Annotated in this window: 11 protein-coding genes and 1 other annotated feature; all 11 genes read left to right on the forward strand. The window is 50.8% G+C overall.

Translation table 11 applies throughout. The annotated features are described in order from the left end of the window. Positions 1-42 precede the first annotated feature (42 nt). Positions 43-264, forward strand: a binding site (T-box leader). Between the two features lie 56 nt (positions 265-320). Then, positions 321-2,963: a valine--tRNA ligase gene (locus tag ACW9JV_RS06275; protein WP_457332442.1), complete on the forward strand. Its 2,643-nt coding sequence runs from the start codon at positions 321-323 to the stop codon at positions 2,961-2,963. Between the two features lie 27 nt (positions 2,964-2,990). Beyond that, the gene (locus ACW9JV_RS06280) at positions 2,991-4,283 is read left to right on the forward strand and encodes a bifunctional folylpolyglutamate synthase/dihydrofolate synthase (protein WP_457332444.1); all 1,293 of its coding nucleotides are present in this window, start codon (positions 2,991-2,993) and stop codon (positions 4,281-4,283) included. A 250-nt stretch (positions 4,284-4,533) separates the two neighbouring features. Beyond that, entirely contained in the window at positions 4,534-5,289 is a 756-nt protein-coding gene (locus tag ACW9JV_RS06285; protein WP_457332446.1) for a prepilin peptidase, read from the forward strand. 266 nt (positions 5,290-5,555) lie between these two features. Continuing rightward, positions 5,556-6,506, forward strand: coding sequence for a hypothetical protein (locus ACW9JV_RS06290; RefSeq protein WP_457332448.1), 951 nt, complete (start codon positions 5,556-5,558; stop codon positions 6,504-6,506). A gap of 108 nt (positions 6,507-6,614) precedes the next feature. Beyond that, on the forward strand, positions 6,615-7,199 hold the full coding sequence (locus ACW9JV_RS06295) for a Maf family protein (protein WP_457332450.1): 585 nt from the start codon (positions 6,615-6,617) through the stop codon (positions 7,197-7,199). A gap of 38 nt (positions 7,200-7,237) precedes the next feature. Then, positions 7,238-7,909, forward strand: a complete 672-nt coding sequence (gene radC / locus ACW9JV_RS06300) for a RadC family protein (RefSeq protein ID WP_457334607.1) — start codon at positions 7,238-7,240, stop codon at positions 7,907-7,909. A gap of 250 nt (positions 7,910-8,159) precedes the next feature. Next, the gene (locus ACW9JV_RS06305) at positions 8,160-9,203 is read left to right on the forward strand and encodes a rod shape-determining protein (protein WP_457332452.1); all 1,044 of its coding nucleotides are present in this window, start codon (positions 8,160-8,162) and stop codon (positions 9,201-9,203) included. Between the two features lie 14 nt (positions 9,204-9,217). After that, entirely contained in the window at positions 9,218-10,156 is a 939-nt protein-coding gene (mreC, locus tag ACW9JV_RS06310) for a rod shape-determining protein MreC (RefSeq protein ID WP_457332454.1), read from the forward strand. Continuing rightward, positions 10,153-10,677 carry a rod shape-determining protein MreD gene (mreD, locus tag ACW9JV_RS06315; protein ID WP_457332456.1) on the forward strand — a complete coding sequence of 175 codons (525 nt, stop codon included), beginning with the start codon at positions 10,153-10,155 and terminating at the stop codon, positions 10,675-10,677. The genes mreC and mreD overlap by 4 nt, the downstream gene beginning before the upstream one ends. Before the next feature lie 104 nt (positions 10,678-10,781). After that, the gene (locus tag ACW9JV_RS06320; protein WP_457332458.1) at positions 10,782-11,465 is read left to right on the forward strand and encodes a septum site-determining protein MinC; all 684 of its coding nucleotides are present in this window, start codon (positions 10,782-10,784) and stop codon (positions 11,463-11,465) included. A 36-nt stretch (positions 11,466-11,501) separates the two neighbouring features. Continuing rightward, positions 11,502-12,299 carry a septum site-determining protein MinD gene (gene minD / locus ACW9JV_RS06325; RefSeq protein WP_457332460.1) on the forward strand — a complete coding sequence of 266 codons (798 nt, stop codon included), beginning with the start codon at positions 11,502-11,504 and terminating at the stop codon, positions 12,297-12,299. Positions 12,300-12,598 lie beyond the last annotated feature (299 nt).

The raw sequence follows: 12,598 nt of genomic DNA on the forward strand, positions 1-12,598 counted from the left end.
GAGAATGTTTTTTCCCCGTAAAATATGACTATACTTGCTATAAGAACTGCGATGAACAGGGAGGAGTACGGACGAATCCGCCTGAAGAAGAGAGAAAAACCCCGGGCTGAAAGGTTTTTTGAGGATGGACGTCGGGAAAGTCGCCCTGGAGCTGCTTTTCTGAAAAGAACAGGTAGGAAAAGCCGGAGACCCCGTTATCCAGATCGAGCGCACAGCAGTGAAGCTGTGAATAAAGGTGGTACCGCGAGACTCTTCGTCCTTTGAACAGGCTGAAGGGCTTTTTTTATGCCGGAAAACCGGAAAAATGAGGAGGGAACCTGATGACAGAACAGCATACCGATATGCCGACAAAATATGATCCGAATCAGACAGAGACGAAATGGTATCCATACTGGACAGAGGGAAAGTTTTTTGAAGCCGAAGGAAAAGGGGACAGGGATCCATTTACGATTGTGATTCCGCCGCCGAACGTGACCGGCAGGCTGCATCTCGGGCACGCCTGGGATACCACCCTGCAGGACATTATTTCCCGGCTGAAGCGGATGCAGGGCTATGATATGCTCTGGCTTGCGGGGATGGATCACGCAGGAATTGCCACACAGTCTAAAGTGGAATCGAAACTTAAAGAAGAAGGAACAAGCCGCCATGACCTGGGCCGGGAAAAATTTCTGGAAAAGTCATGGGACTGGAAGGAAGAGTACGCTGACTTCATCCGGCAGCAGTGGGCAAAACTTGGTCTTTCTCTTGACTATTCACGCGAACGTTTCACGCTCGATGAGGGTCTCTCAACAGCGGTCCGGGAAGTATTTGTCTCCTTATACAATAAGGGTCTCATTTACCGGGGGCAGTATATTATTAACTGGGATCCGGATACCAGGACAGCTCTTTCTGACATTGAGGTGGACTACAAGGAAGTTCAGGGTCACTTTTATCATATGAAGTATCCGCTGAAAGACGGGAGCGGCGGCATCGAAATAGCCACCACGCGCCCGGAGACGATGCTCGGTGACACGGCGGTGGCCGTCCATCCGGAGGATGACCGCTACAATCACCTGATCGGCCGTACTGTTGTCCTCCCAATTGTTGGACGGGAAATCGAGATCATCGCGGATGATTATGTGGATATGGAATTTGGGTCCGGTGCCGTGAAGATCACGCCGGCCCACGACCCGAATGACTTTGAGATGGGGAACCGTCATAACCTGGAACGGGTTCTTGTGATGGACGAATCGGGGATCATGAATGAAAATGCCGGGAAATACCAGGGACTCGACCGTTTCGAATGCCGCACGCAGCTTGTGTCGGACCTGCAGAACGATGGTGTTCTGTTTGATATTGAAGAACATATGCATTCTGTCGGTCACTCGGAACGCAGCGGGGCAGTAGTGGAACCTTATCTCTCGACTCAGTGGTTTGTAAAAATGGAGCCTCTCGCCGAGCAGGCAATAGAGCTGCAGTATAAAGAGGAAAAAGTACATTTTGTACCGGACCGCTTTGAAAAAACTTACCTGCACTGGCTGGAAAACATCCGGGACTGGTGTATTTCGCGGCAGCTTTGGTGGGGCCACCGGATCCCGGCCTGGTATCATAAAGAAACTGGTGAGATGCACGTCGGCCATACCGCGCCATCCAATCCGGAGGAATGGGAACAGGATGAAGATGTACTCGATACATGGTTCAGTTCCGCGCTCTGGCCGTTTTCGACGATGGGGTGGCCGGACCGGGACAATCCGGACTTTCAGCGGTTCTACCCAACCGATGTGCTGGTGACCGGGTACGATATCATCTTTTTCTGGGTATCCCGGATGATCTTTCAGGGCCTTGAATTCACAGGGCAGCGCCCGTTTAAAGACGTCCTTATTCACGGCCTGGTCCGTGACGCCGAAGGGCGGAAAATGAGCAAATCGCTCGGAAACGGCGTGGATCCGATGGATGTTATCGACCGTTACGGCGCGGATGCGCTCCGATTTTTCCTGGCAACCGGAACAACCCCGGGCAACGACCTCCGTTTTCATTGGGAGAAAATTGAGGCGAACTGGAACTTTGCCAATAAAATCTGGAATGCGTCCCGGTTTGCGCTCATGAATATGGGTGGCATCACCTATGACGATATTGACCTGAACCAAGAGAAAACGATTGCCGACCGCTGGATTCTCACACGTCTGCAGGAGACCATCCGGGAGGTAACCCGCTTGATGGACAATTATGAATTCGGGGAAGTCGGGCGTCTACTGTACAATTTCATCTGGGATGACGTTTGCGACTGGTATATTGAAATGGCGAAGCTGCCGCTGTACGGGGATAACGAAGCGGCAAGACATACGACGCGCTCGGTACTTGCTCATGTGCTGGAACAGACAATGCGTTTGCTGCACCCGATCATGCCGTTTATTACGGAGGAAATCTGGCAGCACCTTCCGCATAAGGGTGAATCCATTACAGTAGCCGCATGGCCGGAAGCAGACAGAACATGGCTGGATACAGAATCGGTGGAAGACATGGAACTGCTGAAAAGCGTCATTCATGCGGTCCGCAACACCCGCGCGGAGATGAACGTTGTGCCAAGCAAAGAAATCGATCTGCAGATCAAGCCGCAGACAGAAGCAGTACGGAAGCAGCTGGAACGCGGCCGATCCTATCTGGAAAGATTCTGCAACCCCGGCCAGCTTGCCGTCGATCCGGCCCTGGATGTTCCGGAAAAGTCGGTGTCCCATGTTCTGAGCGGGGCTGAATTGTATATGCCGCTTGCCGGCCTGATCGATCTGGAAGAAGAAATCGCGCGGCTGGAAAAAGAGAAAGACAGACTTGACAACGAAGTGGAGCGTGTTCAGAAGAAGCTGGCCAACGAAGGCTTCACCCAGAAAGCACCGGAGAATGTTGTCGCCGAAGAACGTGAAAAAGAAAAAGATTATCTGGAAAAACGGGATAAAGTCAGCGCCCGGATCCAGGAACTGAAGGCATAATAGATAGAAAACGAGAGGGATGCATCTATGCAGACGTACGAAGAAGCCCGGAGCTGGCTTGCGGATTTGACCGCCCACGGCGTCCGCCCCGGCCTTGAACGGGTGCGGATGATGCTTGAAGGAATCGGAAATCCGGAACGGCGGCTGAAAAGTATACATGTAGGAGGGACCAACGGCAAAGGATCAACCACCGCTTTTTTAAAAGAGCCAATGAAAGAAGCCGGGCTTGTATGCGGTACGTTTACTTCGCCGTATGTCCATGAATTCAGAGAACGTATTGCTGTAAACGGTGAACCGGTATCGGAAGAAGATTTTCTGAAAAGCGCACAGGCTGTTCGCCCGATTGCCGAAAGTATTGCCAAAACACCGTTCGGACCGCCGACGGAATTTGAGGTACTCACCGTCATTGCGGCTCATTACTTTGCCTCTACCGCCTTCCCGGATCTGGTTATCTGGGAAGTCGGGCTCGGGGGCCGTCTTGATTCCACCAATGCGGTTCATCCGATGATTACGATCATTACAAACGTCGGCCATGATCACCAGGCCATTCTGGGGGACACGATTGAAGAAATCGCCCGTGAAAAAGCAGGAATTATCAAGTCCGGGGTGCCGGTTATTACGTGTGACAAGAATCAGGAAGTGACCGGCATACTGGAGGAAGCCGCTGAAGAGGCGCGGACACGCCTTTACCAGCTGGACCGTGATTTTCATGTGACGGAGTCGGAGGCGGGGCCGGACGGGTGGTCCTTTTCGTTCGATTCCACCTTACATCATATACGGGATCTGAAGATTTCCATGCTGGGTCGACACCAGACGAAAAATGCCGCCGCTGCTTTAATGGCCTTCCGGTACCTAATGCTTTATTATGCGCTGCCGGTGGATGAGGAACACATCCGCCGTGGTCTTGAGCAGGCATACTGGGTCGGCCGGCTGGACTACAGAAAGACGACGCCGGCTCTGCTTTTGGACGGCGCCCATAACAAAGAAGGAATGGAAAGTCTAGCTGAGGCGCTGGAGGACCATTTTCCCGGACGTCCGCTTCATCTGATTGTTGCGATGACCGAGGAAAAAGATCCAGCTGTGCTGCTCGAACCGATGAAAGCCCTGCCGATTCGATCGGCAGCTGCCGTCAGCTTTGAGTTTTTCCGTGCGGCGCCGGCTGAAGACACAGCAGCGAAAAGTCCGATTCCGGAAACAAAAGCCCTGCCGGATTGGCCGGCTGCCTGGGAAGAGGTGCGGCAGAATGCTGATCCGGGCGATCTTATTGTCGCAGCCGGTTCTCTCTACTTTATTTCAGAAGTGCTCGAAACAATAGAGTGATTGTCGGGAAAAAGCTGTACCCGGATCGGGGGGTACAGCTTTTTTAATGTATCCTTGCCGCACCAGCAGGACTGGAGCATTGGAAGGATGAAAATGAATAAAGGGATTTCCCGCCAGCGGGGACTTGGACGCTAATCATGGTTCCGTGATTTTTATATGAATCTCATTTGTAAAGACCGCTGTCCGCACCGGCCGGGGTGTGGTAAAATAGACATAACAATATACGACAAAGGTCGGAGGAAGACAGGCTATGGAGTACGTTTGGCTGTTATACATACTGATTGCCGGGCTCGTGCTCGGTTCGTTTTTTAATGTCGTCGGAGTCCGGGTGCCGCAGGGAGAATCAATCGTACATCCGCGGTCAAACTGCCCTTCATGCCGACGTACCCTGCAGGGCGTTGATTTAATTCCGGTCTTTTCCTATCTCTTTCTAAAAGGCAGATGCCGGTACTGTCAGGTCCGTATTCCCGCGTTTTACCCTGTCATGGAGGCTGTAACAGCTGCTCTCTTTGCGGCAGCCTGGCTGACCTGGGGTTTTTCCTGGGAAACCGTGACGGCGCTTATTATCATTTCGCTGCTGGTCATTATTACGATCAGCGACAAATCAGCGATGCTGATTCCTAATAAGATTCTGCTTTTCTTTTTCCTACCGGCGGGGTTGCTCCGCTGGACAGCTGCTCCGTTGGATTCATGGTGGGACCCGCTCGCAGGGGCGGCACTAGGCTTTTGTCTGCTCCTGACCATCGCCGTAGTCAGCAAAGGCGGTATGGGAGGCGGGGATATCAAGCTGTTTACACTGCTCGGCTTTTTTTTCGGCTGGCAGCATCTCCTGCTTGCCTTTTTTCTGTCGGTCTTTATCGGAGCGCTCATCGGCTGTATCGGTCTTATGACGGGAGCGGTGAAACGCGGAATGCCGATGCCGTTCGGCCCATATATTGCAGCCGGCAGCATGATGACCCTCTTTTTTGGCGATGCGCTTCTCGCGTGGTACACCCGCTTTCTGTAATACAAAAAGGCCGGTCCGACTGGAAAAGGACATCCAGACGCTAGAAACCCATCTGGGAGAGGAAAGATCCGGTTCTGTTTTGGAAAATGAGACCGCAATACTCCCATCCGTTGATCTGCTTTCGATTGACATTCTTTTCAGGAACGGGGCGACAAGGCTCCCGTTCTTTTTTATTCCGGATATGCTACGGTTAGGATATTCCCGGCAGATGCAGCCACATTCCATCCGGTGCGGCTGGCTGGATACGGAATAAAAGGAGGAATGTCATGAAAACGGACAAGTCTGATTTTTCCCTGAAAATCAATGGTACGGATGTAAAGGAAACGAAAGATGATGGTTCTGCAGCAGAAGAGACTACTCCGCCGATCCGGGATTGGAGGAGACATCGGTCCATGGAGGAAACAGCTGCAGCCGGCGGCGAAGAAAAAAAGAAACCGCCGCGGTTATCTCTCGATGCCATCCGGAAAAACAGAAACATCAGGCGGCAGGAAACCGGGGCTGCCTCCCATCCGCCGATATACTTTCTTTCTTTAACAGCAGGAGCAGCAGTACTGGGACTCATTTTTGGAGTGATGCTGCTGCAGTTCGTGTCTGCCGGAGATTCCTCGGCAGGTACAGAACCGCAGGCAGAACCGCCCGGCATTACGGCTGACTTTAATGATTCGTTGACCGTTCACCTGATTCAGGCCGGTGCTTTTACAAAAGAAAGCAAAGGCGTCGAAATGCAGAAATCTTTGACCAGTGAAGGATATCCCGGTATCTTGACGTATGATGGGGAATACTATTATTTATTTACCGGGGCGCATCTGCAGCAGAAGAGATCGGACAAGCGGGTGGCGTATTTTGAAGACAAGGGGGTGGAAGTGTATCAGAAAACAAGAACCATCAACGATCCCGAAACGGTGGAAGGAAAAGCGGATCTACAGAAGGAGCTTCTGCAGGTTAAAGACATTCTGGAACAGACAGTTGATAGAGGACACGAGCCTGAGGGAGAAAAAAGTACCCGCGGATCGTTCTCCGATTTTCTGTCGGATAACTCCCTGCCGGAAAAGGAGACGTATAACAAGTTAAAGGCATCGCTCCAGCAGATGGAAAAAGAATGGCCGGAGAACGAAGAAACTTCTGCTGCTTTTCAGGAAGCTTTTATCGAAGCGGTACTGTATTATGAACAGGCTGTGTATGAATACAGCGGCCGGGAATCAACGGAGGGAAACTGAATCTCACAGAAGGAAAAAATTTCTTGCCGCTCCCTCCCTTATCTGGTACACTTTCCATACCACTGTTATAATACGAGGAAATAAGTATTAAAAAGGTGGTCTCCCTTCATGCCTTCCTTTATTCTTGCTTCAGGATCCCCCCGGAGAGAAGATCTGCTGACCAGGGCGGGCTACACATTTACCATCCGCCCGGCCGAAGGGCCGGAACATATTCCCGGCGGTTCATCTCCGGAGGCGGCGGTACAGCAGCTGGCCCGAAGAAAAGCGGCAGAGGTTCTCGACCGTTTTTCGGACTCGGTCATACTCGCTGCTGATACGATTATTTCACTCGAAGACCGGATTCTCGGTAAACCAGAATGTAGAGAAGATGCCCGGTGCACGCTCCAGGCTTTGTCCGGCAGAACCCACGAGGTGTATACCGGAGTTGCACTCTTTACCCGGAACCGGGAATCTGTATTCCACGTAAAAACCGGAGTTCGTTTTTTCCCGCTTCATGCGGATCTGATCGATTCCTATCTTTCGACTCCGGAACCGTATGATAAAGCAGGCTCTTACGCCATCCAGGGGCAGGGGTGCCTGTTTGTGGAAGCCATCGACGGCGACTTTTACAATGTCATGGGTCTCCCTGTCTCCCGTGTCAGCCGGGAATTAACATCTTTTCGCGTTTATCCTGCCTTTTCTTCCACTTACTGACAAAAAAAGGAGAGCGAGCCTTGCATTCATCCCCCACCATGATTAAAGATGTCCCTTTTTCCGAACGCCCCCGTGAAAAAATGGCAAAATTCGGGGCTGAACACTTATCCAATCAGGAGTTACTCGCTGTTCTGCTCCGCAGCGGCACGAAACATGAATCCGTACTGCAGTTATCCCAACGTCTGCTGTATGACTTTGACGGTCTGCTGCAGCTGAAAGATGCGACGGTCGAAGAACTGCAGACGATTAAAGGCATCGGTCTGGCCAAGGCGCTCGAACTCCGGGCCGCCATCGAACTGGGCCGTCGGATTTATACGTATCATGAAGAAGAGCGCTGGGTGATCCGGTCCCCCGAAGATGTGTCCTCCCTCGTAATGGAGGAGATGAGGTTTTTGACCCAGGAGCATTTTGTCGTTCTCTGCCTGAATACAAAAAATCAGGTCATCCACCAGCAGACGCTGTTTATCGGGAGTTTGAACTCCAGCATTGTTCATCCCCGTGAAGTATTCAAGGAAGCGCTGCGCCGTTCCGCAGCGGCCGTCATCTGCGTGCACAACCATCCGTCCGGAGATCCGGGACCGAGCCGGGAAGATATCGAAGTGACAAAGCGGCTCATGGAAAGCGGACAGATTCTCGGCATCGATGTTCTGGATCATGTTGTTATCGGTGACCGTCGTTTTACAAGCCTGAAAGAAAGAGGATGTGTATAGCGGATGTCTTTCGGCTCTTGCTGAACAGTTCCGTTTCTTATAAACTATGTGAGGCTGGATGTTACAGCGCCGTGCCGTGTAAAATTTGTGAAAGACGCTGGAAAGCCTATGTTTTTCACGGTGTTTTCAGTATAATAACAGATAGTAGAAATATTAAAGGGCGCCGGCCCTTGATAATGATGATTATTCCCGGACAGCTGACCGGGCGTTAATGTGATACAGTTTGTGAAGGATGAAGGGAGATACATAGATGTTTGGAGGCTTTTCAAAAGATCTGGGAATCGATTTAGGTACGGCCAATACCCTGGTTTATGTAAAAGGGAAAGGGGTTATCGTCCGTGAACCGTCTGTTGTGGCGATGCGGACAGATACTAATACCATTGAAGCTGTCGGAAACGATGCAAAAAATATGATCGGTCGCACGCCGGGTAATATTGTGGCGGTCCGCCCCATGAAAGACGGCGTCATCGCTGATTTTGATACGACAGCAACGATGATGAAATATTTTATTCAGCAGGCACAGCGGACCCGTTCCATTTTCACCAGGAAGCCAAATGTTATGGTCTGTGTTCCTTCCGGGATCACCGCGGTTGAAAAAAGGGCGGTCGAAGATGCAACAAAACAGGCGGGGGCACGGGAAGCCTATACCATTGAAGAACCATTTGCCTCTGCCATCGGTGCGGACCTGCCCGTGTGGGAGCCTACCGGCAGCATGATTGTAGATGTCGGCGGAGGAACGACGGAAGTTGCGATTATTTCACTGGGCGGCATTGTCACGAGCCAGTCCATCCGGGTGGCCGGAGATGAAATGGATGACTCTATCATCCAGTATATCAAAAAGACCTATAACCTGATGATCGGGGAACGTACGGCAGAAACCCTGAAAATGGAAATCGGATCCGCAGGAACCTCTGAGGGTATGGATAATCTTGATATCCGCGGCAGGGATCTTGTTTCCGGACTTCCAAAGACGATTTCGGTGTCCGCAGAAGAGATTTCCGCCTCTCTCGCTGATACTGTACATGCCATTGTCGAGACCGTGAAAAGCACGCTGGAACAGACGCCCCCTGAACTTTCCGCAGATATTATGGACAGAGGGATCGTGCTGACCGGCGGAGGTGCAATGCTGCGGAATATGGATAAAGTATTAAGCGAAGAAACCAATATGCCTGTCCTTGTTGCGGAAGAACCGCTCGACTGTGTCGCACTCGGTACAGGCAGAGCCCTTGAAAATCTGCATCTTTTCCGGTCAAAGGCGGGGATAACCGCCCGATCCAGCCGGGAAACCTTATAAGAAGGTGAACCGGAATGCCGCACTTTTTTTCCAATAAACGACTTATTCTGCTCATGGTAAGCATCATTGTACTAGTGGCGTTAATCGGTTTTTCCATGCGGGAAAGGGAGGCAGTAACCTGGCCCGAGAAATTTTTACGGGACACAACAGGTGTGGTTCAATCAATAGTAAGCAGGCCCGCTCATCTGACAGCGGGTTTCTTTGGGAATGTGGAAGACATATTTAATGTCTATGAAGAAAATCAGATGCTGAAATCCCGCATGGAAGAATTTGCTTCTCTTTCAGCTGAACTGGAAACGGTGAAACAGGAAAACGACACCCTGAGAGAAATGATTGATTCTGAAAACAGCCTGAGTAATTACACGACAAGGTCAGCGCTCGTTATTCATCGAAGTCCCGACCAGTGGACGGAAATGATAGGCATCAATAAAGGAAGTCAAAACGGTGTATCGGAAAACATGGCCGTAGTAACACCGGAAGGATTGATCGGAAAAGTGGATACCACGTCGGAGTTCACCTCAACTGTACAGCTGCTTTCCGACGGCAGCCGGACCAACCGTGTATCGGCAATGGTCGCCACGGACGGCAGCCCCGTTTATGCCTTTATCGAAGGCTGGGATGAAGAGCGGGAAGGACTGATGCTGCGCAAAATTGAATCGGATGCAGAAATTCAGGAAGGACAGCAGGTCATAACATCCGGACTTGGAGGCCTGTTTCCCAAAGGACTGGCTATCGGGGAGGTTACTTCTCTGGAGCCGGATGAATATGGATTAACGTATAATGCGCTTGTTGAACCGGCAGCGGATTACTATAATCTGGACCAGGTCAACGTCATTGAACGAACGAGTGAGACACTGGATGAAAACATTCAGGAAGAGACGAATGGGGAGGAAGAAGAGGAGGAAGCGGTAGAAGTTGAAGAAGAGGATCTGAATGGAGGGGGCACTCCATGATACGATTTGCACTTCCGCTCATCATCTTTCTTTTATTTCTCGTGGAAGGCACGTTGTTTCAGATATTTTTCCCGCCCTCCCCTGACCGTGAGATTTATCTTGTGCCCCGTTTCATGCTTGTCGCTGTCGTTCTAACCTCCATATACCGCGGTGCCGGAAGCGGCGTACTGATCGGGGCAGGATTCGGACTGCTTTACGACATTGTTTACACCGATCTTATCGGGATTTATATGTTCAGTATGGGATTTACCGCCTACATCAGTGCTTTTACATACCGTTCGGTCCGCAACAGTTTCTGGTGGCCTTTTCTTATCATCTTTTTGGCTCTGTTTGTACTGGAGTGGCTTACATACGGCCTGCATTATGTTATCGGAAGAACCGACATGCTGTTTGAAGAGTTTTTTATGCTGCGGGCCCTGCCTTCGCTCGTACTGAACGGAACAGTGGCTCTTGTCTTTATTTACCCGTTTCAGCGCTTGTTTAACAAAATCCGGGAGCTTGAGGAATTGCAGCATCGATGAAGAATTCCATCGGGTGAGCAGGAAAGAACGGCAGAGGCGTGGAAGTAATAATAATCAATCCATGAATGCAGCGTTTCATGGTTTACGTGTCAGAGGTGGAGCAGATGAAAACAGGACCCCCTAAAAATCTTATAACCATTAAAGGGACAAAAGACGGTCTGACCATTATGATGGACGACCGCTGCTCGTTTGAAGAGCTGAAAGCGGAACTTCAGGAAAAAATAGAAAAAGATAAACAGACATTCGGACACGGTCCGGAAGTGGAAGTGACTGTGGATACAGGTTATCGTTATATAGGAACAAACGACCGCGAAGAAATCACGAAACTTCTGAAAGAGGCAGAATCCATTCGGATTAAGGAGTTCCGCTCCGAGGTCATCACCCGTGAAGAAGCAGCCCGGATGCAGGAGGAAACAGCATTAACCCCGGTGACCCGTATTGTCCGCTCCGGGCAGGTAGTGTCCGTACGGGGGGATGTTCTGCTCCTGGGAGATGTGAATCCCGGCGGGACAGTTGAGGCGACCGGTAGTGTGTACATACTGGGTACCTTAAAAGGCACTGCCCGTGCCGGGCTGGAAGGAAACCTGGAGACGGTCGTCTGTGCTTCGGTAATGGAGCCGAACCAGATCTCGATTTCGGACGTGCTGTTTTATGCTCCGGATCGTTATGAAAAAAAACAACAGCAGGGACCCTTGTTTGATGAACCTGTCTTTGCTTACATAGCAGCGCCGGATAACGAAATATCATTTGAAAAAACCAGACTGTTGACACAATTTCAAAAAAAATAAGGAAAGCTGCGCACATGTCTGGAAGGAGGAATTGCAGTGGGAGAGGCAATTGTTATTACGTCCGGTAAAGGCGGCGTCGGGAAGACGACGACATCGGCCAATATAGGTACAGCCCTGGCTCTGCAGGGAAAACATATATGTTTAATCGATACGGATATCGGCCTGCGGAACCTGGATGTTGTTATGGGCCTGGAGAACCGCATTATTTATGACCTTGTAGATGCAGCGGAAGGACGGTGCCGGGTCCAGCAGGCGTTAATCAGGGACAAACGGTTCGACTGCCTTCATTTACTGCCGGCTGCCCAGACCCAGGATAAAAGTGCCCTGAATCCGGAACAGATGAAACAGATTGTTGAGGAACTGAAGCCGGACTATGATTATATTATTATTGACTGCCCTGCAGGTATTGAACAAGGGTATAAAAACGCTGTCTCCGGTGCGGACCAGGCGGTTGTCGTGACTACTCCGGATACTTCCGCCGTAAGGGATGCCGACCGGATCATTGGACTGCTCGAACAGGAAGAGACAGGTTCTCCGAAACTCGTGATTAACAGGGTGCGCAGCCACCTGTCGAGCCGCGGGGATACGCTCGATGTCGATGACGTCGTCGCGACGCTGGCTGTCGATCTCCTCGGCATGATTGTGGACGACGAAGAGGTGATGAAAGCAGCCCATCAGGGAGAACCGATTGCGATGAATCCAAACAGCCGTGCATCGATCGGATACCGCAACATTGCAAGGCGCATACTCGGGGAGTCGGTGCCTTTAATGTCCATCGAAGAGAAAAAAGGATTTTTGGCCAGGTTGAAGGGAATGCTTGGGTTAAATACCTGAACAAAAGAGAATCTGGGACAATAGATATCAGCATTATACTATTATGAAAACATCAATGTAGTGCAGTCAAAATGCTTCGACTTCTGCGGGAACAGCAAGAGTCTTGAGACCCGCAGGATGCGGGTCAGAACGGCGCCCGCCAGGACGTGCCGCTCGTAGCCGATCTTCCTCTTTTCGAGCGGAAAGCAAAGTGTTTTGACGGAGCGATATATGATGCACAATAAAAATTCCGAACGATTCCCTGAAGAATCGTTCGGAATTTTTTAGTTATTAATGATTTTGTCCCAAACTCTTTTTTC

It is taken from the genome of Salibacterium sp. K-3 (assembly GCF_054052005.1).

What these genes read in the sequence shown, in the direction of transcription:
- ACW9JV_RS06305 (WP_457332452.1), top strand. Translation starts at nt 8,160, where the DNA reads ATGTTTGGAGGCTTTTCAAAAGATCTGGGAATCGATTTAGGTACGGCC.
- radC (WP_457334607.1), top strand. Translation starts at nt 7,238, where the DNA reads ATGATTAAAGATGTCCCTTTTTCCGAACGCCCCCGTGAAAAAATGGCA.
- ACW9JV_RS06285 (WP_457332446.1), top strand. Translation starts at nt 4,534, where the DNA reads ATGGAGTACGTTTGGCTGTTATACATACTGATTGCCGGGCTCGTGCTC.
- ACW9JV_RS06295 (WP_457332450.1), top strand. Translation starts at nt 6,615, where the DNA reads ATGCCTTCCTTTATTCTTGCTTCAGGATCCCCCCGGAGAGAAGATCTG.
- ACW9JV_RS06275 (WP_457332442.1), top strand. Translation starts at nt 321, where the DNA reads ATGACAGAACAGCATACCGATATGCCGACAAAATATGATCCGAATCAG.
- mreD (WP_457332456.1), top strand. Translation starts at nt 10,153, where the DNA reads ATGATACGATTTGCACTTCCGCTCATCATCTTTCTTTTATTTCTCGTG.
- ACW9JV_RS06320 (WP_457332458.1), top strand. Translation starts at nt 10,782, where the DNA reads ATGAAAACAGGACCCCCTAAAAATCTTATAACCATTAAAGGGACAAAA.
- mreC (WP_457332454.1), top strand. Translation starts at nt 9,218, where the DNA reads ATGCCGCACTTTTTTTCCAATAAACGACTTATTCTGCTCATGGTAAGC.
- ACW9JV_RS06280 (WP_457332444.1), top strand. Translation starts at nt 2,991, where the DNA reads ATGCAGACGTACGAAGAAGCCCGGAGCTGGCTTGCGGATTTGACCGCC.
- ACW9JV_RS06290 (WP_457332448.1), top strand. Translation starts at nt 5,556, where the DNA reads ATGAAAACGGACAAGTCTGATTTTTCCCTGAAAATCAATGGTACGGAT.